Origin of the sequence: Candidatus Nitrososphaera evergladensis SR1 (genome assembly GCF_000730285.1) — an archaeon.
Taxonomy (GTDB): domain Archaea; phylum Thermoproteota; class Nitrososphaeria; order Nitrososphaerales; family Nitrososphaeraceae; genus Nitrososphaera; species Nitrososphaera evergladensis.
Window position 1 is genome coordinate 564172 of record NZ_CP007174.1, and the last position, 22761, is coordinate 586932.

A 22761-nucleotide genomic window follows, 5' to 3' on the forward strand; every position below is an offset into this window, starting at 1 on the left:
AAGTGTAATTGGCTGAAAAGTAACACGCCTAGGATAACGGTTAACGCCGCCACCGCCAGGGACTTCAATGTCTGGAATTGACTGTACGAATAGATAAGATTGACTATGTGTGTGTATATGCAGGTGAAAAGGTAAAACATACAAAGAACCTTGCTGACCTCATTGTGTGGTTGACGAGCGGTCCGCCGGCGCAGTGGTCTTTATCATGTCCAGTAACGGCAGCGGCAAGCCAGAATACCTCCTCTTGCATTATACCGCCGGCCACTGGGATTTCCCAAAGGGCAACATAGAGGCAGGCGAGACCGAAAAAGAGGCCGCGGCGCGGGAGATCCGGGAAGAGACCGGCATCGCCGACGTCGAGTTTGTGGAGGGCTTCCGCCAGATAATATCGTACAGGTACAGAAAGGCCAGAAGGCTTGTGAACAAGGAAGTCGTGCTCTTTTTGGCCCGGACAAAGACCCGAGACGTGACAATATCGCACGAGCACATCGGCTTTGCATGGAAAGATTACGACGAGGCCATGAAGCAGCTGACCTACAAAAACGCCAAGAGCCTGCTTGAAGCAGCGGCGCAGTTCATGATGAAGAAGGAGAAGCAGCAAGCAGCCTGAACCAGCGCGCCGCCACCGCCTGGTCCTTTGCCTGCACTATGGACCTTCCGATTATCAGGTAGTCCGAGCCGCTTTCAACTGCCTGCCTTGCGTCGCCTCCCTGCGCGCCGACGCCAGGCGAGTACACGGGAAGCGAAATCTGGAGCTCTTTCTTTTTTTCAGATACTTCCTCCAGTATGTCTGTCTGCGTTGCCCCGACCACGATGCCGTCGACTTTGGCCTTGATGGCCCTGTCAAGAAATATCCTGTACATCATGTCGCCGTACGCCTGCAGGCCATACCCGTCCGCCGCATCGGGGTGGCTCATGTACACAAGCGCTATTACGCCCATGCCAAGTGCGCGCGCCTTATTTGCAAGCAATGCAAGCGTGTTTGCGCCCATGAATGGGTTTGCTATCACGGCGTCAAAGCCCATCCTGGCAAGGTGCTCAAGCGCCACTTCGTTGGTGTCGCCGATGTCGTTCAGCTTGATGTCTGCAATGCACAGGAGGCGCCGGCTGTGCGCCCTTTTTGTTATTTCTGAAATTTCCCTTGACGACAGCGGGAGCAGCAGGTGAAAGTTCATCTTGACTGCGCAGGCGTCGCCTGCCACCGCGTCTATGGTCCTTATCGCAAACTGCTTTAGGCTGCGCTTGTTTGCGGCAGGGTCAAGGGCCACCACTATTCTGCTCTTTTTTTTCCTTGCCAGCTGCGCCATACGCTGCGAAAAAGAGCTAGTCATAGGTCTTTACCAGCGGGTGGTCCGCCGCAAGCCTTATCACTTTTAGGTAGATGTATCCGTGCTCGTCAAGGCTTGAGCAAAACGCCGGCTGCTCTGGCCTCTGGCTGGCATAGCGCAAAAAGGGCTCCGCCGGCTCTGACTCTAGGAGGACATAGTAAAAGTACGACAGCGACTCGTTTTCGTTGACGCTCATCATCGTTCCAATTATTGTCTTGCCGCGCTGCTTTGCAAGGAACAGCGGAAGCGGCGCCTCCTCGTAGATGGTCTTGTACGCGGCGACCTTTGCTAAACTTGCCATGTCCTTAAGCTTTATCACGGTGTAGCCTGTCCCCTTTTCCACCTTGCCAAATTTCGCAAGCGCAGGCGGGAACTTTTCCACGTTCAGGATGGGCGAGTAGACAAACGTCGGGTTGCCGACAGAGTCGGCGAGCATGACTTCTTCGACGCCGTTTGACGCCCTGTACGCCAGGTACTGCGAGTTTCCTACCTCTGCCTCTGTAAAGTAGATGACTGGCCTGCCGTTCATGATGTCAAGTTGCGCGGCAAGCACCTGCTTTCCCCCGACTGTGAGTGCAAAGGACGGCATGGGGGCGCGCTCTAGCGCGCATACGAGCCTGCCAAAATCCTTCAGGCCGGCAAGCGGTATGTACACCGGGGCTTTGAGGCGCAAATCGAATCGCATTATGGTTAAAGCATACAGTATTAAAGTCATCCGCCCTTTTCACAGAGATAGAGATGGCTGCTGCTTCTGCTGCCGATAGCAGGACGCGCGACCTTGTAGGGCAGGCGCAGGGCGTGCTTGCAAAAGCTGACGACCCTGCATCGCTCTGGCGCGCCTACGTTGCAGTCGAGTACGCAATACTTGACATCAAGCTGCGGCATGGCCTGGAGCATGAGCAATCGCCTCCTACTGCGCCAAAGAGGACTGCCAAGAGAGACGACCTGCTTGCTTTTGCAAAGGAAAAGCTAGGCCGCCTTGACCTGGAAAAAGGCGACAGGAAAAAACTGCTTTACGAGCTGCGCGAGTGCCGTGACGCGCTCAAGGCGCTTCTGGCAAAGCCTTCTTAGCGCCTTCTTCTGTCAACCACGTCGTCAAGGTCCGGACCGGTCCCGATGAGCGTCACCTTTACGCCCAGCTCGCCCTCAATTTCTTCGATGAACTTTTTTGCATCGGCCGGCATCTTTTCGTACTGGCGCACGCCCGCGCACGAGGGGAACATCACGTCAAGCTTTGTGACTGCTATCTGCGTCGCGCTGTTGATCCTTATCGACTTTTTCGCAAGTTCAAAGTCAAACGGCGCTGCCCTCCTCTGCCTGCCAGTCACACTGCCAAACTCCATCCAGCCGCGCTTTTTCGCCTCGTCCTCCGACAACTCGTTTGCAAGCGGCCCCCCGCCGACCCTTGTCACGTACGCCTTGAATACCACAAGAACGTCGTCCACCTTTTTTGGCCCAATCCCGACGTCAGAGCAGATTCCTGAAGCCGTGACGTCCTTTGAGGTGACAAAGGGGTAGCCGCCGTGCAACAGTGAAAGGTACGTGCCCTGCGTACCTTCCACCAGCACATTTTCGTTATTCTCAAGCGCATAGTTGACCGAGTTGCTGACGTCTTCAATGAACAATGAAAGCTCTGGCACGTCACGGGCAAGCTTTAGCGTGCGAAGCGCCCTGTCTGCGTTTGCCGGGCCAGTCCCAGTTCCTGTCGTGCCGATCTTGCCCTTTAGGTGGTCCTCGCTCTTGTCCCGGTCAATGTGCGACTGCTCGATGATTCCACACTGCGCGTCGACGTAGGTCCTGTCGTCTGCCTTGAACATTTCAATCTCTTTGAGCAAAACCTGCGGGTTTACAAGCACGCCGGCGCCTATCAAGAGCCTGGTAGCTGGATTGAGCGCTGCGCTTGGGAGCATGCGCACCTTGTACTCCTTGCCTTCAAACGCAAAAGTGTGGCCGGCGTTTGGGCCAACACCACCGCGAACTGCGATGACCGGGTTGTCCTTCTTTGCCAGGTATGCTATTATCTTGCCCTTTCCTTCGTCGCCAAAGAATCCGCCTACTGTCACAAGGCACGGCATATGTATGCGGGAGTTTTTGGCATGTCGTCGTTATTTAATCTCAGCTGCTGTATTTTCTATCACAGCATACGGATTAAATTGAGCCATACCATAAAACACAGGCTGTTGGGCGCAAAGGAGCAGCAGGACCTTGGCGGAGCGGCTGGAAACATCATCCAGATCCTTGCAAACCTGCCGGAATTTCTGCGCAAGCCAATGCTGCAAAAGAGGCTTTCTGAATTCTTTGACATGGCCGAAAAGGAAAGGCAAGAGACAATCGCGCTTGCGCTTGCGGCGGCGCCGACCATAGACCAGCAAAAGCTGTCCGTGCTTGTAAAAACATGGCTTGAGGTACTTGCAGGGTTTGACGCAGAAAAGCGCACTTCGATTTTTGAAGTCTACTGCAGCCAGATAGCAAAACAGCCGGAGTCGCTCCAGCGCCTTAACTTTCGGTCGCTTACAGACACGTTTCTGTCGCTTGGCGAAAAGGAGCGCGAGATCCTTGCAGACTCGTTCAAAGAAGTGCTCTTTGCATTTCCAAAGCGCGAAAAGGTACTTGCAGCCGTCCCAGATTATTCAAGAAAAGCACTTGGCCTCTAGTGCGACGGCGGCTGCTCTGGCTTTTTCTCTATCTCGCCAATGCCTTTCTCAAGGCCAAAGAACGCCCTTTCATACTTGCGCAGCGCCTTTCTGTGCTCCGGAAGAGACATGTCGAGCCTGAGCTCGTTCATCACCATGATAGCGTACGTGGTCCACTCTTTCCAGCACGCGTTGCACGCTGGGTACTTGTCGGCGGCCGGGTCTTCTGACGGCGCGTCTATTGGCTTGCCGCATTTCAGGCAGGTCTTGCCGCTCATATATTGAGAGAACCTTTTACGCTAGCCATTATTATACGTTTTAAAAGAGCGGCTTTTTCATATTCGAACCGCAGCTGGAGCACCTCGTGCCCTTGACCTCTGCGCCACAGGCCAGACAGACGTACTTTAGCTTCACTCCTTCGCTCATGTGGCCCCTTCCGGCAGTTTCGCTCCCAAAACCAAACGATCCAAGCGCCTTTGTCTGGCGATAGCGTATGTAAAAGATGGCTCCGACAAATATCGCAATGTTTGCAGCCATGCCTACGAGAAACCCGAAAAAGTAGGTCAAAACCAGCCCTACCCCTAGGCTTGCTGCCAGGAACATTATCTGGCGCTTTAACACGGGCTTTAGGCTGCCGTCCATCTTTCTCTTCTTCTCTCTTGGGTATAACTTGCCGCCCATTGCTTAAGAAGGTTTTTCCAGATCCGGCATGATTTTTCCCAAAGTTATTATAGTTTCGCAACGAAAGTACAATCGTGAAAGTGCGCTGCCCCGACTGCAAGGCAATAGCCGAGCTGGCAGACGATTTTTCGTACGTCAAGTGCACCGAATGCGAGTTTGACATGACCTACGGCGAGTACGTGAAATACATCGCGTACAAGGATGCGCGCTACCGCGACATCCTAAGCGACTACAAAAAGTAAATAACTCTGCACGCAAGCCATCATATTGTCGACCGGCCGTTTGGTGGAGATTGAACTTGCTGCAATAAACCTTGTCGGCCTAGCCATTTCTGCGATGATAGGCCGGTTTGCGTACAGCGGCTATGCGACCATCGGCAGCCCAAACCTCCTGCGCCTCACCTTGGCGTTTGTCTCCATAGCCGCCGGCTTTGCTTTGATAATAGGCTCCCTCTTTGCCTCGCCTGACTCCGCCCACGCAATCGACACTGCCGGCCTTGCCGCGCAGGCGGTGGGCTACTTTTTCATAGCCATGTCTCATGGGCTCAAGTCGTCGTTTGACTTTGCTCCTCAGAGGAGCGCCGCCCTTGCCCTGATACCGTTAGCAGCTTCTCCATTTGTAATACCTGGAAATTCAATAGAACATATTATCAGGTCAATTTCTTTTATTCTACTAGTATATGTGTCAATTGAAACACTAGCATCATATATGCAGAGCATGAGGACCAATACCCTCATGATTGGTTCTGGACTTGGCACCCTAGCCGTAGCGGAGCTTTTGGCGTGGTACGATTTCATATTCCCAGGCACATTCATCTATCCTGCCATGGCGGCCAAGGTAGCCGGCTTTGGCCTCATGTTCATACCGTTCTCAAAATTCGGCCTGACAAGCGGCCTTGGGAGGCTAAAAGAAAATGCCTAACAACAACAGGACCCACATCAGCATCATAGCCGACATACTGGACACTGCAAGGCAGTACAGCTACGAGGGTTATGACAATGGCAGTGGAGCGCCCGTCACCCACCTCATTCGCAAGGCAAACGTGCCCCACCGGCGCCTCTCGTCCATAGTTTCAGACCTAAAGGCGTACGGCCTTCTCGATGAGGCGCCGGACTCGAAATACCGCATCAGCGAGAAGGGCATGGAGTTTCTAAAGTCGTACAACCAGTTCAAGGGCTTTGCCGAGAACTTTGGGCTGAAGATATAGAGAGAAACGTACCACAGGCCTCTTGAGGCTTAAACCTGCCTGCAATCAAATCGATGCCAAGTAAATGAGCTATAGTTCTTGGGACTTGGCTGTGCAAGCTTCTTCTTTTTTGCAAGATGCATGTATGTGAAAAACATCTCAGGTCTTGGTCTCTGCGCTTGCCCTAAAAGAAGGAGGATGTTTTTCTCTATTGCTGCGGCTATCATTGCCGTCGCTACTGCTGCCGTCCTTGCGGATCGTTACAATAATTGTATTGTGGTGCTTTGCAATATGCTCGATTGCAAGTACAGCTAAATAGTATACCGCTGGCGTAAGCTGGATGGTAAACCTGTAGTCAAAATTGCTCGTGTTGGCGCTCCAAAATGCAAGAGATGCCAGAAACCACGCAATGAAAAGATAGTTAAACTTGTCCGTGTAGGTCTTCCTAAAAATAAATGCAACAGGGACAAGCAGGAAAACCAGGCCCCAGATGTTGATCGAATTTGCTATGTAGAACGGCGAGAGAAGGAGGCTGAGATTTGTATCCTTTGCTAGTGCCGTCTCAAACGTGCCTGTCCGAAGGTACACTGCCAACACTATCAAAGCGAAGGTTGGTACGGCGCCGATGATGGTTCTGGCTGCAAGCCTTATGTCCTTTCGAAGGATTGACGCTACGATAAAGATGGCAACTGCGGGAACGATTATCGGGTATCTTGATGCAAAAGTAAGGGCTATGGCTATGCCTGCAAAAAACCACCGCCATCCTTCTCCAAAAGCAATAATCTTTTGTCCACTCTCTTTTTCTTCTGATGCGCCTCTTTTGCCTGCCAGCAGGTACAGCGTTGTGACTAGAAAGAAGAGGGATAATCCTTCTGTGAGGATCTGGCTGCTGTTAAAAAACAGGGTCGCATTTAGCATAGTGAGGGCGACTACGCCAAACGCAAAGAGCTTGCCCTTGTGCCTCCCAAGCAGCGCGTACAGGACAAACCCTGCGCCGACTGTAAAAAGGGGCTGGATATACTTGATAATCTCAAAATTTTCTGTTCCGGCTATTGTCCAGATCCCTGCGATAATCCATGAGAGCAGCGGCGGCCTGAAACCCTCGTAGAGCGGCACGTTGTCGCCGGACAGCCAGCCTCTTGCGTTTAAAAGATATACTGCACCATCCCATATTGGCGTAGCTATTACTGTAGACGCATAAAAGAAATAGTAAGCCACAAGCAACCCCATGAGAGCTATGCATGCAATATCGATTTTGCTCATAGCCGGCAATTTTCCAAAATGTCTGCCGCCTGCGCCCTTCCCTGAGATGGAGGTAAAGCTATTGTCGTTTCTGCTGCCGTCATCATTATTTACGGCCATACAAAGATACCCTCCTCATCCTTTCTGTGATGCTCGTTAGACTTCCTCTACCTCGGCAGTTCCTGTTATTATTACTATTTGCCTGTCCCATCATTGTCCGTGAATACCACCTTTACCGATTGTCCAACCCAGCGTTGGTTTCCCGCACTGTCTGTCGAGCGCACCACAATCTGATGTGTGCCCTCAGACGTGATCAGGATTTGATACGACCATGACGACCAGTCATCCGGTTCGGTCGAACCAGGCTTGGCTAGCTGATATGGATACAGATTGTCTACAACTACCTCGACCTTTGTAATCTTGGCAAAAGACTCGTCGCCATCTTTAGCAAATGAAGGAGACAACAATCGCCCCTTTACGCTGACAAGAACTCCTGTCGAGGGTCCTGATATTGTATCTCCTGCCAACGGCGAAACAATTTCAATCGATTGGGAGTTTGCCAATCGATAGAGGTGAAACGTAAATTGGTCCGATTTGTAGCTGGACATCTTTTGAAAGTCCCCGTTCAGCAGCTTTAGTCCCTGCGAGCTAAAGAGCGGCCTTAGTTTCGGTTCGTCGGCCTTGTTTTCAATTACGATAAGATACTCCGACTTTTTTGACTTCATAAAATCTACCAGTGAAGGCTCTGACGAGACTCCGTAAGGTGATACTGCCCGAAGGCCGGTAAAGTATGTGATGTGCGGTCCATTGGAAGAAACCGTGACGACTGTGCCCTTGTCGTGCGGGATCGTGGCGGAAATCTCTTTTACAGTAGGGATAAATTTTGCATCATTGAGAATAGATTCCCTAGTTTCCTCGCGTATTATGTTAAACTGAAAATTCACTACGCTAATAACTGCCAGTGCTACGGCGAATATGGCCAACAGCGAGCCTACCTTCTTGCTCGTGGACCCTTTTCTGAACATTGCCAGGCCCGCTGCAATAGTCCCCTTTGTTGCTCCTATTGGAGCCTGATTAATCCTACCTGCCCCAAAGATGGGATTTTTCTTATTATTATCTAAAGTCAAGCCCGTAGCCGCAGCGAGGTTCATCGTGCGTATGTATTTTAATAATTATGCAGTCTGCGTCCATAATTCTTAATTATCTGGTGAGCGATTTTTTCGCCAGAAAATGCGAGAAACCATTTTGATATCAATTATTGGCGTTTTGCATTATACTACACCCTATTCAGGAATATCTGTTATGAATAGCGCTGTTACGCATTCTCCAGGCGCTAAATCCATGGCATCAAAGGAAAAAGCAGCAGTAATGGCAAGACGCACTCGCAGCAACAACGACTGCTGGTGTTAATAATAAATGACACTTCAAAAGCCACTGTTAAAGCTCTCATTAATCCTTCCCACATATAACGAAGCTGAGAACATTATCAAAATTCTAGAATCTATAGAGGATGCTCTTCCTGAGACCATGACCTCCGAGGTTATAATAGTTGATGACAACTCTCCTGACGACACTGGTAAGATAGCCGAGCAATATGCAAGTCAGAAAAGAGGCAACAACAGGGCACTCTCCCTTAAGGTCATACATAGGGCCACCAAGGGCGGGCTGAGTTCTGCGATAGTAAGGGGGATACATTCTGCCCAAGGTGAAATTGTTGTCGTTATGGATAGCGACTTTTCACATCCTCCACAGATTATTCCGGAAATGATAAAGAAGCTGGAGGGCAGTCCCCCGGTCGATATCGTGGTCGCTTCCCGGTATGTGCGCGGAGGTTCTATAATTGGGTGGCCTTTTAAGCGCCGGTTGCTAAGCAGGGGCGCGACCAAAATCGCCCAGTATGGGCTTGGCGTAAAAAAGGTCAAAGACCCGATGTCTGGTTATTTTGCCTTTAGGCGGCAAATCGTCGAAGGCATAGAATTTGACGCAATAGGGTACAAAATACTGCTAGAGATCCTTGTCAAAGCAAAAAACCCCCACGTCAAAGAAGTTCCTTACACTTTTACCAACCGCACATCTGGCGCAAGCAAGCTCAACCTCCCCGTCATCTTTGACTACGTCAAATCAGTGTGGAGGCTTTACAGATACGGGAGATCCATCTCGGCAAAGGAAAAACGGGCTTCTGTCAAGTTTCTTTCAAAAGCTGCAAGGTTCTACAGCGTTGGCGCCACCGGCCTGCTCGTAAATTATGCGTCATCATTTATCCTGAGCAGCCTGTTTCCAAACCTGTGGTATCTGCATGCAAGTGCAGTCGGCATTCTGCTCTCCATCACTTCCAACTTTTTCCTGAACAAGGTGTGGACCTTTGAGGATCGGGGGTTTGAAATTCGCAAAACAGCCAAGCAGTATGGTTTATTCCTGGGCTTTAGCACGTTTGGAGCGTTAATCCAGATCGGCGCATTGTATTTGTTGGTAGAAACCTACCACATCAGTTACCCATTGTCACTGGTTCTGGCGGTCCTTGCAGCATCAAGCAGCAACTTTCTGCTGAACAAGAAATGGACGTTTAATGAGCGGCTTTTGGATTGAACACTTGCAGGAGTGCAAAAAAAGAATCAAGAATTGTAAATCAGTTTTTTAATGGCTTTTTGGGAGAGGGCGACCCGAGCTAGATGATGCGATGCTACTACTACTGCTTGCCAAGCAGTCATTTGTACCATGCTTAAATCTCTATGCCGCCATAGTACACCATGATGGCAAACGCACTAGAGAGGGTGAAAAGCGAGCTTCTCTCGTGGCCTGGAGTGGAAACCAAGACCCACAGGTTTGGCGGGACCGAGTTTGACTTGAACGGCCGCGAAATGGGCCACATGCATGGCTCTAGCTGGGCCGACCTGCCGTTTCCGATGGATGTAAGAAAAGAGCTGGTTGAAAAGGGAAAGGTATCTCCGCACCACATCCTGCCAGAGTCCGGCTGGGTGACGTTTTACGTCAAAAGCGACGAGGACGTGCAGGAACTCATCAAACTATTCAGGATGCAGTACGAGAGGCTAAACAGCAATAACAAAAAATTACAACAACCGCAATAAAAGCCGCGGGGACACCCGTCTATTCGTCCCCGTCGTCATCGTCGGAAGTATCTTCGTCTTCTTCGTCTTCAAAGTCATCCTCAAAGTCATCGTCTTCTGACATAGCCACCAAAATAACCGAATAGAGGATTATTATAAGGATTACTTTACTTGACACAAGTTGCCGGTTGTTGCCTGCTGCTGTCGAATTTCTTGAACGACAAGACGACATCGCGCTGACTTCTTCACTATCACATTATCAACACTGTTTTAAGAAATGTTGAAGAAATCATACAGGATACAGGAATGAGGGCAGTAGTTTATCATGGACCAAAGGATGTGCAGATTGACGATGACAGGCCCAAGCCACGGATAGAGCATTCAGAAGACATTATCTTGAAAATAACCAAGACCGCGATATGTGGTTCAGACCTGCACCTTTACCACGGCAACATAAAAGGCATGGAGCCGGGCCAAGTGCTCGGCCACGAGTTTGCTGGGATTGTCGAGCAAGTCGGCGACAGGGTGGAGGAAGTCAAGCAAGGCGACAGAGTAGTTGTCCCGTTTAACATCAATTGTGGCCGCTGCTGGTACTGCCGCCATGGACTGTGGTCCCAGTGCGACCGGTCAAACCCCCAAGGGGAGCTTGGGGCTGTATTTGGGTACGGCCAGAACATGGGAGGCTATGACGGCGGGCAGGCAGAGTATGTCAGGGTACCTTACGCCAACACCGTCCCTCTGAAAATCCCGGAGAACCTGAGCGAAGAGCAGGCACTTTTTCTAAGCGACGTGTTTTGCACGGGATATTTTGGAGCCGACATGGCAAACGTGCAGCCAGGGGACGACGTTGCGGTGTTTGGCGCCGGCCCTGTCGGCTATTTTGCAGTAGTGAGCGCGTTTTTGCGCGGTGCAGCAAGAGTTTTTGCCATCGACCACTGGCCTGCAAGGCTTGACAAGGCAAAAAAAGCAGGAGCCGAGCCGATAAACTTTGACCAAGAAGACCCAATCAGCAAAATCAAGCAAGAGACCAAGTGCAGGGGCGCAATATGCATAGACGCCGTCGGTTACGAGGCTGTGGGACACCACCTGCACGACAACAGCGCCAACCCTGCGTACATACCGCAAGACTCGCTGCAGGTGATAAACTGGATAGTGCAGGCCGCAAAAAAGTTCACCACGGTTGGCATACCCGGGGTATACCTGACAGAATATGCCGACTTTCCTTTAGGTCAGTTCTTCCAGAGGGAGCTTCAGATCAAGATGGGCCAGTGCCCGGTGAAAAAGTACAACGAGCAGTTGCTTCACCTCATTGAAGTCGGAAGAGTGGACCCGACACAGCTAATAAGCCACAGGATGAAGCTTGACGAGGCGCCAAAAGCCTATGACATGTTTGACAAAAAAGAAGACGTGACAAAGGTCGTCATGACGCCATAGACACGCTGCTGTCTTGGGATTTTTGTTGTTGCTGCTTGTATGAAGGAAAAGAAGCGCCAGCAGCGTCATACATTCCAAGCTCTTGCCATAGTTTGGTCAATACAAGCGGAGCATTTGCCGAGATGAAATTTACCATCGCTACCTCTTCTTGCAGGCTCTCCTGAAGGGCAGGAACGATCTCTTTCAATCCTGCCTTTTCTGCCATCTGCATGAGCATCTTGTACGACGTGACCTCTGCATTCTCTATTATTGCGTCTTCTTTAGTCCTGACAAGTTCCTGCTCTGCAACAGACATTGGCGCGTTCATTGGCTGAAACGCTGGCAGGGTGGCCTTTGAGCTGGTAGGCTGACCGCCCATTTTGGAAATGGCACCCTTGAGCCTGTTTTGCTGCTGGATGGTCTGCTCCAGATGGTATTGCAATTGCTGCTTGGCTTGTTCTATTGGCGTTTCATCCGCTCTTGAGCGGATCCTCTCTGCGGCTGCGTTTTCCATGGCTAGCGCCTCGTTGAGGTACTGGACAAACTTTTCATTGTTATTGTTGTTAATAGCCGGTGGACTTGACATATTTCTCTCTCTGGTTATTTTAACCAAGGCAAATCGTTAAAGAGTTGTGCACACTCATTGAATAATATAACCTGAAATAAAATTTGCTTTTTTCCAAAAAATATCACGGCTCTGGTACTAAGTTCAAGAAGCTTGACACTATATTAAATAAAAGAACGCTATGCCGTCAGAAATTTAGGTGAAATGTAACATCGCCAACTCGATTTACCTCCATAATACATTTTGCAGTACATGCGCCGAACGGCGGCCGCTAGGAACGGTTTACTGTCCTGTCTGTGGTAGAAAGGTGCGAACCAGAAGCTTCCATAGCAAAAAATAGCGAATTAAAAAAGAAGCTACCGCGTTTGTTTATTTTTTTGTTTGATTGTATTCCCAAAATGCTGGTTGTATCATTTTTCCAGCATCGCGACATATCGTAAGCTTTTGTGCATGTGTACCTGTCTGTTAAAACAAAAGGAAAGGCCAGCAGAGTGGCCTTGGTTAAACTGGCACTTTAGACGTTACATTATGCTGCCGCAGAGTACGATGTCGATGATGGTCCTTCTCCTCCTCTTTCCATTACTCTTTCCTGCGTCTCTGGTGTCGGGCCTGACTCTACGATTATCTCTTCATCCACAAGGTTCTTTGTCGGGATCACCACTGTTCTTCCCTCTTCATCCTTTATTATTACGCTAAAGGCACCGACTTCCTGTACAACGCCTCTGTGCTGGTTAACGGATATCCTCTGTCCCTGCTTTATGGCCGGCTGTATGAGCGTGTTGCCCTTTATGAGCGAGGGGATTGCTTCTCTTAGTCCGTATGCAAGGCCCACTCCAAATCCGATGGCAATTGCAGCTGCCAGACTCCAGATGAGCGCGCTAATCACTGAATTCAATATTTGCTGTCCAATGCCCAGCTGCGTGACTGCCACTGTCAGGACTATGGCATAGAGTATTCCGGTTATGGCAAGGCCAATTGTCTTTCCTGCCATGATTCCTCTCCTTGGTAGCTCCCTCTGGACCCAGCTTCCGACGAAATCTGCGAGAAGCGAGCCTATCACCAGCACAAGCAGGAATGCCACCACGTTTGGAACCCATAACCATACACTGTTGATCGCCTGTGATATCTGCGGGAACTGCAGTGCATTTACCGCCGCGGCTATGAAGAAGAGGTAAATGAACCACTTGGTGGCCGTTCCAAAGATCCTCGACATGCTCCAGCCAGAGCTTACCGTCGCCTGTCCTATGCCGCTTTTGCTCCAGTGCTTATCTAGGTTGAGTGCCTTTATGACCCTGCTAACCACCCATCCTGCAATCTTGCCTACCAAGTATCCAATTCCAAGGAGAATTAGAGCTGCTATGATCCTTGGCAGGGCAGCTCCTAGTGTAGTCCCGAATTGGTTTAGCGAATTTACGATGGGAGTCGTCAGATCATTTGCTCCTGCTGCCTGAAAAGTAGTCAGGAGCGTGAGGATGCCCGAGATTTCGAAACTCATTGTTAATGTTTTATGGTTCCAAAGATATTAAGGAGTTTTTGGAAAATCAAAAATTTATATTTATATCACAGTAACACTTGGCAATTTCTAGGTAATTTTAAGTAATACTTCATATATCTTATATATTTATTATGATCAGCAAATGATGTCAGAGTTTGGCCGGATAGGAGAAGAAACGGGTTTTCATCGCCGGCCAGTCCGGACTAAGAAAAAAGAGAGAATCAAGACGTTTCTGACGTTGTTGTCTTTTTAAATTCTCCTCTCCCTCTGACGTTCTTCGTGTCTACCTTTTCGCTTCTGACCGTGTCACTTACTGTCTCTGTTTCAGTGACAGGCTCTTTTGTTACTACCACTTCTTCCTTGACATACGGTCGCTTGGTTACTTCCACTTCCTCGCTGGTTACAGGGACATTAACCTCTGTCCTTGATTCAACAGGCCTATCTGTAGTTTCAGCCATTGCTGTCTCGGCACCTGTTGTTGGCCTTCTCTCTACTCTGACCTCCTCATGCGTCACTGGAACCTCTAGTGTCTTGGTCTCTGTGACCGGTTCTTTTGCTATGGTCACTTCGCCTGTCTTGAGCCTCTTTGTAACGTCCAGTCTTTCTTCTATGAGTGGTATCCTTGTTTCAATGTCTGCAGGCATGCCCTCTCTCTTGTATCGACCATATTCTTCGTACTGCGGCGGAGAGTCTCGTTTAAATTCTGTCATGTCTACATTACCTGCATCAAACCACAGAGTGTGGCCGTCGTAGCCGTTGACAAGGTACTTTGGAATGTAGAATCTTTCTTTCTCAAGCGTGCCTCTTTGTGTCAGAACATAATTTTGTCCTACTTCTTGTACCTCTCCAAAATCACTATCATCTGTTCCTCTTGCTTCTTTCTTTATGACGTCGCTCCAGTCTATTGAGGATATTCTGTGTTCCATTATGTAGTTTCTTCCTTATTCTATTAATGACTATCGTCGATTCTATTGACTTTGACTATTGTTATTGCTTTATGCGCTATATGCAATGTACATCAATAGCTCAAAATTCATAAATGGCGCTCCAAGTGACATAAAAACTCATCAAGCATGTCCTAGTTTATTCTCGCTGTAAGAAACACCGACAGCGTGCGTATGATGCCTGCCCTCTATTACAATAGCATCATATTCAATAATCATGCCTGCCAATCATTACTCTGTAGGCATATGAGCGCAGAAAAGGAGCGGGAGAGGGATAACATTGCCGTTAGTGAAGCCTCAAAGCATCACTATTCATTAAAATCAATTCCAGACAATAGTGGCGATAGTAGGTAGTTGGTTAGTTTCCCTTTCATACATCAGATCAAAAATGAAGCGAAAAGATCCTAGTGATGCTGAAAAGGTAATCCCGCTCTCAAAACGCATCGTGGCCGAGTTCATTGGAACTTTTACGCTGGTGTTTGCCGCGGCAGGGGCTAGCGTGGCAGACACGCTCAGCGGGCATGAACTGGGCGCGCTGGCCGTAGTCGCCGCCCCCGGCCTTGCCATTGCCGCAATGATTTATGCCGTTGACAAGATATCCGGCGCGTACTTTAACCCCGCAATATCTATTGGCTTTGCCCTTACAGGGCATCTCCGAAAACGCGATCTGCCGTTTTACATTGCAGTGCAGGTAGCCGCCGCGATAGTTGCAAGCCTTGTAGTCGCATTTGCAATTGCTCCCTACGGCCATTCGGATGCAACGGGGCTCACAGTACCTCACACAGGCTGGCTAGCATCGTTTGTCATAGAGATCGTGTTTACGTTCATTCTGATGTTTGTCGCAATCTCGCTCAAGGAGGATGTAGGGTACAAGGCGTTTGGCGGCATAGCCATAGGCGCAGCGATAACTGCGCTTGGAATAATGGGGATGCCTGTTTCCGGGGCGTCCATGAACCCTGCAAGGTCGTTTGGCCCCGCCCTGGTGGCAGGAAATTTTTCAGACCAGTGGGTTTACTGGGTAGCGCCAATCATCGGAGCAGTGGTAGCAGTGCTTGCCTTTGAAATGGCAAAGGACAACAAAAAGAAGGCAGGCTGATGCGCAAGATGTAATGCGATATGATGTACAATATTGGCAAGTGTGCGAAAAAAAGAAGAAGCGTACCTCATTAAAATAATGACTGTGAAGCTACTGCATGACAGACGACGTAACCAGCTACGTAGATTGGAGCGAACTGAAAGGAAAGGAAGCAAGAGGAACGCAGGGTGATGTCGATCTGGGAGAAGTTCGGGAACTAGGCAGGAACTATATCGTGACGCAAAAGGGCAGGGTGAGCAGGGAAAAGTTCTACATCCCCAAGTACCTGGCAGTAGGATACGACGGGCACACCGTCTACTTTAACGTCACAGAGGCCCAAACGCAAAGATTCAGCCGGGAAGCCCCGCCCTCGTATGAAGAGTATGCCCAGTACAGGGTTGCCCATGTTCCTCCAGACATTGAAACCAGGGTTCACGTGATAAAGTCAAGGAGGACGGTTGATCCGACTAGGGAATCTCCTGTGCTTGACTGGGACAGCATCGTGCACAAGAACGTCCGCGCTGCTGACGGGGAGCCTGTAGGCAGCGTCGTGGCAGTCCTTGGAGACGCAATACACGTCGAAACGCAAGGGTCCAGATCCCAGTTCCTGATTCCAAAGGAAAGGGTGCAGGGGTTTGACGGTGCAGAAGTGCGTCTGGACGCTCCAGTAAGCGATCTCGGACAGTACGCGCGTCCTGGTCCTTAATTAGCGGCAAAGGAACTCGCCGTTTTTTATCATCATATTTGTTTTCTCTTTTTTTGAGATTGCGCTAAAAATTCAGATAAAAAAGTCAGGGCTATACCCGATTTCATCCCTGAACAAAGCTAAACAAACTTGAAATATTTGACTTCCAAAAGGCGAATATACAAATGAACCGGAAAATAGTAATAATAGCAGCAATCGAGTCGTGGCAGCTGCTGTTGCCGCTTCGCTTGTTCTACCATTGTCTGCTTTCACTTATGCAGACAATGGGATGATGAAGGATAAGGCTGGCCTTCAAAATAATAATACATCGTCGTTTCCCGCCATAGAACGTACATATGTGAAGGTAAACCCTTGGACAGTCCATGAGGTAAAAGACGGGAAAGCGCCGGCCCGGGTACGATGGCCGAACCTCCCGGTTCACTTGTCATCAACGAAAGCTACTCCGGGCTTGATTCTGAGCAAGGGATGGCTGTGCTGGATAACAATCAAAGCTTTTACATGACCACTCTGGATGGCAACCTTAAATCGGCATTTTTCAGCGAGCCGGACGGCACTGCAGTAAAATTTGCCGGCGTGACATTCACGTTTGCCCGACCTCTAAACATTCCGCTTCCCTCCAATCCCATGATGCCAGTAGTAGTCCAGTTCCAAGACGGTACTAGCGAAACTTTGTTCGTTCAGGTTCAGCGCGACCATCCAATGACCGTCTTGGCCTCGCACGGCGGGACAATAGCTGGGATAACGATAACGCAAGGAAACCCGCTAATGGCAGGCTTGGCAGGCGATCAGGGAAAAGTAAAGTTGTTGGTGAGTGCCAGTTAAATGCTGCAAAACAAAATGAGGTGCGCATTCTGCATCCTCCTCCTCAAAGGTGGGTCAAATTCTTCAGGCCAGCAAACTCTGACTTCAAGACCTCTGCACTCTTGTCTTGATAGAACCAAGACATTATTTTTACTGTCCGCAACGATCCTGATGACCTCGGTTATTGCAGTAGCGCCACTTCACTTGCAACAACAATTAGCATTTGCAAGTAGCAGCGATGCCGCCGCCACCGATAGCGACAATAATAGTACGTTCGTTGGTTCCAATTCTCAAATTATTGCCGCAACTACGAGCGTGCGCCCGGAATCGATAGCAGTGAATCCAAATACTGGCATCGTGTATGTTGCCAATTGGATAGATTACCTGGCCAATACTACCGGAGCATTTGGCGCAAGTGGATCAATTTCTGTGATAAACGGTTCTAGCACCGAGCTTATGTCTTACATAGCACTGGATGGTGCCCCGCTCAAGATGGCTGTTAACCCAAATACTGGCATGGTGTATGTAACCGAATCTCGCAACAATCTGGTGGCAGTGATAGATGGAACTGCCAACAAGGTAATTGACACAATAAGGGTTGGCAACAGGCCGGCCGGCGTGGCAGTCAACCCCAATACAAACATGGTATACGTCGCAAATTGGAACTACCCTGACGGGTTTGTATCTGTGATAAATGGCTCGACAAACAGCATAGTGGCTAATGTCACGTTGGGAACGGGCGCTTCGTACGGAATAGCCGTTAACCCGAACACCAACAAGGTGTACGTGGACAGTTTTGCCTATAGCAGGAACGGCTCAAATATTGTCTCTGTGATTGATGGAAGTACGAACAAGGTAGTGGCCAACGTCACGGTTGGCGCACTCAACTATGTTGTGAGGACAGGGGTATCCACATTTCCAGATGCTTTTAGATACGGTGTCGATATAGCTGTTAATCCCAAGACCAACATGATATACACGGACAACAATTACGTTTCAGTAATAGATGGCGCGGTAAACAAGGTAGTGGCCAATGTTACTCTTGATAGCCTTCCTCTTAGGGCAATATCCGTAAATCCAGAAACAAACCTAGTTTATGTGCCAAATTCTGAAGGGAATATTCAGGTGATTGATGGTTCTACAAATGAAGTGATGGGTATGATGAAACTAGGCGGGGTGATATCCGACGTTGTCTTTAATCCAAATACGGACAAGCTTTTTGTTGCCAGCGAAACATCTGTAAATAAAGCTTCAGTCATCATAACTGACGACAGCAATATTCAAAGGGTGCCTGAATTTCCAGCGTATTTCTTGACAATAATTTCATTGGCGATTCCGTTGGCGATATCGGTTGGATATGCGCGCTACAGAAAACTTTGTTGAACCTGCAGTATACGCGTTGTCATTATGGTAATATTATGGCTGCAGCATACGCTTGCAATTTTGGCTGGCTTGCAGCATCTGGATGAAATGCATGAAGGGCCTATCCGTGCTACAGCCAGGATAGGAACCCCTCGTGCTTGTACATGCGACGACGATGACAACGGCAGACTATGCCGTTCTCTGACAACATGTGGGTCTGCATCGAATAAAAGAATCGCTTAACTTTGTTCTTGGAGAAGTTTTCAAGCCAGTCCTACTCTAAATTTCTAGAGTGAAATTATCGCGTCCAAATGTTTCCCAAATAATTAAAACCAGTATTGCGACGATTGTGTGATGACCAAAACAACCATAACAGCAAACAAGAAAGTGTTGACGTTCGTGCTGTTGGCGTTGGGCGTCGCAATGATAGGATCAGTAATGGCAGCGCCGACTGCTGCATTTGCTGTTGGCGGCGACCACTACGACCATCACGACCACCATGACGATGGGCATCATCACCATCATCATCACCACGACGGCGACCACGACCATCGCCATCACCACAAGCACCACGACCACGACGATGATTATGACTGGTAAGACAGCAACAAAAGCGTGATGCGGAAAAACCCAGAGAGTGATAATTGTAAGAAGAATTATCACTCTGCATCTTTTTCAAGTTGTAAGGACGGCAGCAACCTCTCACAAAATAATCTGATTCTTAAAAATCGGCTGGGCAGGGGACAACAGAAAAATTTGTGGCTGTCTTTTTTTTGCCTAAAATCGACTTTATCGCTTCAAAAGAATGCGGATAATAATTATAATTACATCCGCAACCGAAGAGTCACAATAGCTACTCTTTACTTTGTCATTATGACGCAGGTGCACACCCCTATCTCGCAGCGCCTTACTTCTTTTCCATCCAGCTTGGTGAGCACATAGCCGTGGCGCTCAAGAGGGTGGAGGCACTTTTCGCACAGGGGACCGTACATCATATCGGTCTAGCTTCACATCGCCCGTCCATAAGTATTCCAGTCAGCTTTTTATATACACGTGGTGGTTTCTGGATAACAGTAGAATTAGTTATGGGCCGAGTCGAAAAGGGAGTCTCTTGCAGCGTCAGCGGCTGCGAAAACAAAGCGGAACGTTCGATAAGCGGAAGCAAGGCCGCAATGGCCCCGGACATGGGCCTCAACAGTTCAAAGCACGTCTACCTTTGCCACGAGCACTACAAGGAATGGAAAAAGGCCAGCAAGGAAGAGAGGGAAAACGAGAGGGCCAGATGGGGCTAATACACTATAAATTAGCATAAATCCGTGATCAAAAGCGATATGCGTCTGCTGCAACTTCATTCTGATTTTATCGAGTACGAGCCCATCGAGAAGGAGATCAAAAGCGCCGAAGAGATACAGTCAAAGGCCAAGGTGAGGCTGGAAGACCTCGTAGTCGCGTTTGTTGCAGTGGAGACCGGCGACGACGAAAGCGTAGCCAAGGCGGCGGCCGGGGAGATAAAAAAATACATGGACACTGTCAAGGCGTCAAGGCTTCTTGTCTACCCGTACGCGCACCTGAGCTCCGACCTTGCGGCACCTGATGTAGCGGCAGGCGTTGTCAGGGCGGTTGAAAGCTACGCCAGAGAATCAGCAAGTGAAGTGCACAGGTCGCCCTTTGGATGGACCAAGTCGTTTAACATAAAGGTCAAGGGCCACCCGCTGGCTGAAAACGCCAAGGCAATTTCAAAGCAGGCAGGCGCTGCAGAGGAAGTCCACCTGCACGAGCACGACGAGGGAAAAGAGTCGACGGCGCTAAAGAACGAGGAGAAGCTGAAATCATTCTGGTACATACTGCAGCCAGGCGGCACGCTGACCCCTGTAGGCGAATACAAGTTCAAAAAGCAGGATGCAAGCCTCCAGACGCTTGCAAACTATGAAATTTCAAAGAACCGCGCGGTGAACCAGCAGCCCGAGCACGTGCGCCTGATGAAAAAGATGGCCATTGCCGACTACGAGCCGGCGTCCGACGTTGGCAACATGCGCTTTTACCCAAAGGGCCGGCTGATGAAGTCGCTCATCGAGCAGTACGTGACGCGCAGGGTGATGGAGTACGGCGGCATCGAGGTTGAAACGCCAATCATGTACGATTCAAAGCATCCGTCGATGGAGAGCTACTTTAACCGCTTTCCTGCAAGGCAGTACAACATCCAGTCTGACAACAAGCAGCTGTTCCTGCGCTTTGCGGCGTGCTTTGGGCAATTCCTGATAGCAAAGGACATGAACGTATCGTACAAGCACATGCCCTTCAAGCTCTATGAACTGACGCGCTACTCCTTCAGGCGGGAAAAGTCCGGCGAGCTAGTCGGCCTGCGCCGGCTGCGCGCCTTTACGATGCCGGACTGCCACGCGTTCTGCAAGGACCTTGCGCAGGCAAAGGAAGAGTTCCGCAAGCGGTTTGAGCTTTCGATAAGCGTGCTCAACGCGCTCGGCCTCCAGAACGAGGATGTCGAGATGGCAATCAGGTTCACGGAGGATTTCTGGAACGAGAACAAGGACTTCATCACAGAGCTGATAAACAGGTTTGGCAGGCCGGTGCTTGCAGAGGTGTGGAAGGAGCGCTTTTTCTATTTCACGCTAAAGTGGGAGTTCAACTACGTCGACGGCCTCGGCAAGGCGTCCGCGCTTTCAACCGACCAGATAGACGTCGAAAACGGCAAGCGCTACGGAATAGAGTACGTCGACGAGGACGGCACGAAAAAGAACCCGATAATACTGCACAACTCGCCTTCGGGCGCGGTCGAGCGCGTGATGTACGCGCTTATGGAAAAGGCGGCCAAGGTTTCAAAGACGGGCGGCATACCGTCATTTCCGCTGTGGCTTGCGCACACACAGGTGCGCATCATTTCAGTGGCAAAGGAGCACCTGCAATTCTGCGACAACCTTCTTGCGCAGCTGTCTGCAAACCAGATTCGCGCCGACGTTGACGACAGGGACGAGTCTGTGGGGAAAAAGATCCGCGAGTCTGAAACAGAGTGGATACGCTACACCATTGTCATCGGCGACAAGGAAGTAGCCTCTGGCAAGCTGGTTGTGCGCGACAGAAATGAGGGCAAGCAGCGTGAAATGACCGTGCAGGAACTGATAGACGAGGTAAAGGCGCAGACAAAGGACAAGCCCTATCTGCCGCTGAACCTGCCCAGGTACGTTTCGGTCAGGCCGCAGATAATGGCCTAGATAACGGCCAAACCAGTATGTCACTCTGCCGCATCATAAAAGAAGTAAGTGTTGTTTGACGTGTTCCACTGGAAGTACGCCCCTCACCCCCTGCTAGCGTGCATACTTGCGCGCTAGTATCCGCAAAAGCGTTTGGGTGGCAAGCGCGCCTTCCCGGTAGTCATCATTCTTCAGGCCGACTTCGACCATGTCCATACCTATCAGCCTGGCCGATGGATGTACTGCCTTAATCAAGCGCAACACTTGGAACGGGTCGAGGCCGTACGGCTCGGGTGTTCCTGTACAGGGCACGTACGGAAGATCATAGGCGTCAATGTCAAACGAGATGTAGATGTTCCTGCCTGCCGTCTTTTTGGCAAGGAAATCCGCGACTTTGTCAAGGTCGTCATGCACCTGCCATGCATCAAACGTTGTCACGCCATTCTTGATAGCAGTATCGTTTTCCTCTCTATCTGTCTGGCGGATGCCTATCTGCACGAGATCCTTGCCCGGTATGTATTCTAGCAAATGGTAAAAGGGCGTCGTATGGCACATTTTCATACCTTCGTACTCGGCCTTCATGTCGCGGTGTGCGTCAAAGTGTATGACAAACGGCTCTTCGCCTGCAAGCACCTTTAATTGATAGTATGAGAGCGTGTGCTCGCCTCCAAGCATAACTGGGATCTTGCCATTTTCCCGCAGAGTCGATACAACCTGCGGAATCGTCCTATCAAGGTACGCAAACATAGTTTTTGCGCCCTTGTTCTTTGGTGGCATTTTCAGATCGCCAAGGTCAAATATAGAGCTCAACTCGTAAACGTCGGCCTTTTCGTCCAACACAAACGTTTCTATCTGCCGGGCAGACGTGAGCCTGATTGCTTCCGGGCCCCTTGCTGTGCCCCTGCCAAACGACGTAGTCGCGTCAAGAGGAACGCCGTAAACTGCAACTTTTGCTTCCTGAAATGAGATCCTGACCGGCGTATCGGCAAAACTATAGCCTGCCTTCGTCTTTTCCGGCACAACGAACAGGTCGAAAAAGCCTTTATCCAAATCCTCTTT

28 protein-coding genes are annotated in these 22761 nt (G+C 49.8%); 16 read left to right on the forward strand and 12 right to left on the reverse strand.

Features of this window, described 5'->3' with window-relative positions; translation table 11 throughout:
- The first annotated feature begins 166 nt into the window (after positions 1-166).
- Positions 167-610 carry a bis(5'-nucleosyl)-tetraphosphatase gene (locus NTE_RS02795; protein ID WP_148699643.1) on the forward strand — a complete coding sequence of 148 codons (444 nt, stop codon included), beginning with the start codon at positions 167-169 and terminating at the stop codon, positions 608-610.
- On the opposite strand, the gene NTE_RS02800 is transcribed toward NTE_RS02795, so the two are convergent.
- Both NTE_RS02800 and NTE_RS02805 read right to left on the reverse strand, forming a co-directional pair.
- Positions 576-1331, reverse strand: a complete 756-nt coding sequence (locus NTE_RS02800) for an orotidine 5'-phosphate decarboxylase (RefSeq protein ID WP_148699644.1) — start codon at positions 1329-1331, stop codon at positions 576-578. The two genes, NTE_RS02795 and NTE_RS02800, sit on opposite strands and share 35 nt — an antisense overlap.
- On the reverse strand, positions 1324-2001 hold the full coding sequence (locus NTE_RS02805) for a hypothetical protein (RefSeq protein ID WP_148699645.1): 678 nt from the start codon (positions 1999-2001) through the stop codon (positions 1324-1326). The genes NTE_RS02800 and NTE_RS02805 overlap by 8 nt, the downstream gene beginning before the upstream one ends.
- Before the next feature lie 65 nt (positions 2002-2066).
- Here NTE_RS02805 and NTE_RS02810 point away from each other — a divergent pair, with 65 nt between their 5' ends.
- Positions 2067-2399 carry a hypothetical protein gene (locus NTE_RS02810; protein ID WP_148699646.1) on the forward strand — a complete coding sequence of 111 codons (333 nt, stop codon included), beginning with the start codon at positions 2067-2069 and terminating at the stop codon, positions 2397-2399.
- On the opposite strand, the gene NTE_RS02815 is transcribed toward NTE_RS02810, so the two are convergent.
- Positions 2396-3403: an adenylosuccinate synthetase gene (locus NTE_RS02815; RefSeq protein WP_148699647.1), complete on the reverse strand. Its 1008-nt coding sequence runs from the start codon at positions 3401-3403 to the stop codon at positions 2396-2398. The genes NTE_RS02810 and NTE_RS02815 overlap by 4 nt on opposite strands.
- 105 nt (positions 3404-3508) lie before the next feature.
- On the opposite strand from NTE_RS02815, the gene NTE_RS02820 reads away from it, so the two are divergent.
- Positions 3509-3982 carry a hypothetical protein gene (locus tag NTE_RS02820; RefSeq protein ID WP_148699648.1) on the forward strand — a complete coding sequence of 158 codons (474 nt, stop codon included), beginning with the start codon at positions 3509-3511 and terminating at the stop codon, positions 3980-3982.
- On the opposite strand, the gene NTE_RS02825 is transcribed toward NTE_RS02820, so the two are convergent.
- Together NTE_RS02825 and NTE_RS02830 are read right to left on the reverse strand one after the other, a co-directional pair.
- On the reverse strand, positions 3979-4239 hold the full coding sequence (locus NTE_RS02825; RefSeq protein ID WP_075054845.1) for a Fe(2+)-trafficking protein: 261 nt from the start codon (positions 4237-4239) through the stop codon (positions 3979-3981). The genes NTE_RS02820 and NTE_RS02825 overlap by 4 nt on opposite strands.
- A gap of 40 nt (positions 4240-4279) precedes the next feature.
- The gene (locus NTE_RS02830) at positions 4280-4642 is read right to left on the reverse strand and encodes a zinc ribbon domain-containing protein (protein ID WP_148699649.1); all 363 of its coding nucleotides are present in this window, start codon (positions 4640-4642) and stop codon (positions 4280-4282) included.
- Positions 4643-4716: 74 nt separating this feature from the next.
- On the opposite strand from NTE_RS02830, the gene NTE_RS16930 reads away from it, so the two are divergent.
- From NTE_RS16930 to NTE_RS02840, 3 genes are read left to right on the forward strand one after another with little or no spacing between them, the layout of a single operon-like run.
- Positions 4717-4884, forward strand: coding sequence for a hypothetical protein (locus NTE_RS16930; RefSeq protein WP_193354086.1), 168 nt, complete (start codon positions 4717-4719; stop codon positions 4882-4884).
- Positions 4885-4909: 25 nt separating this feature from the next.
- On the forward strand, positions 4910-5563 hold the full coding sequence (locus NTE_RS02835; RefSeq protein WP_148699650.1) for a hypothetical protein: 654 nt from the start codon (positions 4910-4912) through the stop codon (positions 5561-5563).
- Positions 5556-5849 carry a winged helix-turn-helix domain-containing protein gene (locus NTE_RS02840; RefSeq protein WP_148699651.1) on the forward strand — a complete coding sequence of 98 codons (294 nt, stop codon included), beginning with the start codon at positions 5556-5558 and terminating at the stop codon, positions 5847-5849. The genes NTE_RS02835 and NTE_RS02840 overlap by 8 nt, the downstream gene beginning before the upstream one ends.
- Positions 5850-5987: 138 nt before the next feature.
- Here the strand turns inward: NTE_RS02840 and NTE_RS02845 are convergent, their stop codons facing one another.
- Positions 5988-7190 (reverse strand): ArnT family glycosyltransferase, encoded by a 1203-nt coding sequence (locus NTE_RS02845; RefSeq protein WP_148699652.1) that lies wholly within the window; start codon positions 7188-7190, stop codon positions 5988-5990.
- Positions 7191-7264: 74 nt separating this feature from the next.
- Positions 7265-8197, reverse strand: coding sequence for a hypothetical protein (locus NTE_RS02850; protein ID WP_148699653.1), 933 nt, complete (start codon positions 8195-8197; stop codon positions 7265-7267).
- 289 nt (positions 8198-8486) lie between these two features.
- Between NTE_RS02850 and NTE_RS02855 the strand changes: the two genes are divergently transcribed.
- The 3 genes from NTE_RS02855 to NTE_RS02865 all read left to right on the forward strand — a co-directional run bounded on the left by NTE_RS02855 (position 8487) and on the right by NTE_RS02865 (position 11569).
- Positions 8487-9656, forward strand: coding sequence for a glycosyltransferase (locus NTE_RS02855; protein WP_148699654.1), 1170 nt, complete (start codon positions 8487-8489; stop codon positions 9654-9656).
- A gap of 161 nt (positions 9657-9817) precedes the next feature.
- Positions 9818-10156, forward strand: coding sequence for a luciferase domain-containing protein (locus tag NTE_RS02860; RefSeq protein ID WP_148699655.1), 339 nt, complete (start codon positions 9818-9820; stop codon positions 10154-10156).
- Between the two features lie 285 nt (positions 10157-10441).
- Positions 10442-11569 carry a zinc-dependent alcohol dehydrogenase gene (locus NTE_RS02865; RefSeq protein ID WP_148699656.1) on the forward strand — a complete coding sequence of 376 codons (1128 nt, stop codon included), beginning with the start codon at positions 10442-10444 and terminating at the stop codon, positions 11567-11569.
- Here NTE_RS02865 and NTE_RS02870 read toward each other — a convergent pair.
- From NTE_RS02870 to NTE_RS02880, 3 genes are all read right to left on the reverse strand, one after another.
- The gene (locus NTE_RS02870; RefSeq protein WP_148699657.1) at positions 11556-12134 is read right to left on the reverse strand and encodes a YciE/YciF ferroxidase family protein; all 579 of its coding nucleotides are present in this window, start codon (positions 12132-12134) and stop codon (positions 11556-11558) included. The two genes, NTE_RS02865 and NTE_RS02870, sit on opposite strands and share 14 nt — an antisense overlap.
- A 505-nt stretch (positions 12135-12639) precedes the next feature.
- Positions 12640-13608, reverse strand: a complete 969-nt coding sequence (locus NTE_RS02875; RefSeq protein WP_148699658.1) for a mechanosensitive ion channel family protein — start codon at positions 13606-13608, stop codon at positions 12640-12642.
- A gap of 221 nt (positions 13609-13829) precedes the next feature.
- Positions 13830-14534: a YsnF/AvaK domain-containing protein gene (locus NTE_RS02880; RefSeq protein WP_148699659.1), complete on the reverse strand. Its 705-nt coding sequence runs from the start codon at positions 14532-14534 to the stop codon at positions 13830-13832.
- Between the two features lie 406 nt (positions 14535-14940).
- Between NTE_RS02880 and NTE_RS02885 the strand changes: the two genes are divergently transcribed.
- The 5 genes from NTE_RS02885 (at position 14941) to NTE_RS02905 (ending at position 19096) form a co-directional block, all read left to right on the forward strand.
- A complete protein-coding gene (locus tag NTE_RS02885; protein ID WP_148699660.1) occupies positions 14941-15648 on the forward strand; it encodes an MIP/aquaporin family protein in 708 nt (235 codons plus the stop codon).
- Positions 15649-15745: 97 nt separating this feature from the next.
- Positions 15746-16333, forward strand: coding sequence for a DUF2171 domain-containing protein (locus NTE_RS02890; RefSeq protein ID WP_148699661.1), 588 nt, complete (start codon positions 15746-15748; stop codon positions 16331-16333).
- A 399-nt stretch (positions 16334-16732) separates the two neighbouring features.
- Entirely contained in the window at positions 16733-17155 is a 423-nt protein-coding gene (locus tag NTE_RS02895; RefSeq protein ID WP_148699662.1) for a hypothetical protein, read from the forward strand.
- A 150-nt stretch (positions 17156-17305) separates the two neighbouring features.
- Complete coding sequence (locus NTE_RS02900) at positions 17306-18517, forward strand: YncE family protein (RefSeq protein WP_158385037.1); 1212 nt, start codon at positions 17306-17308, stop codon at positions 18515-18517.
- A 333-nt stretch (positions 18518-18850) separates the two neighbouring features.
- Positions 18851-19096: a hypothetical protein gene (locus NTE_RS02905; protein WP_148699664.1), complete on the forward strand. Its 246-nt coding sequence runs from the start codon at positions 18851-18853 to the stop codon at positions 19094-19096.
- Between the two features lie 260 nt (positions 19097-19356).
- Here the strand turns inward: NTE_RS02905 and NTE_RS17255 are convergent, their stop codons facing one another.
- Positions 19357-19491, reverse strand: coding sequence for a hypothetical protein (locus tag NTE_RS17255; RefSeq protein ID WP_264357936.1), 135 nt, complete (start codon positions 19489-19491; stop codon positions 19357-19359).
- A gap of 90 nt (positions 19492-19581) precedes the next feature.
- Between NTE_RS17255 and NTE_RS02910 the strand changes: the two genes are divergently transcribed.
- Both NTE_RS02910 and NTE_RS02915 read left to right on the forward strand, forming a co-directional pair.
- Positions 19582-19788: a hypothetical protein gene (locus NTE_RS02910; RefSeq protein WP_148699665.1), complete on the forward strand. Its 207-nt coding sequence runs from the start codon at positions 19582-19584 to the stop codon at positions 19786-19788.
- A 39-nt stretch (positions 19789-19827) separates the two neighbouring features.
- Entirely contained in the window at positions 19828-21723 is a 1896-nt protein-coding gene (locus tag NTE_RS02915; RefSeq protein WP_148699666.1) for a threonine--tRNA ligase, read from the forward strand.
- A 93-nt stretch (positions 21724-21816) separates the two neighbouring features.
- Here NTE_RS02915 and NTE_RS02920 read toward each other — a convergent pair whose 3' ends face one another.
- Complete coding sequence (locus NTE_RS02920) at positions 21817-22752, reverse strand: arginase family protein (RefSeq protein ID WP_148699667.1); 936 nt, start codon at positions 22750-22752, stop codon at positions 21817-21819.
- Positions 22753-22761 lie beyond the last annotated feature (9 nt).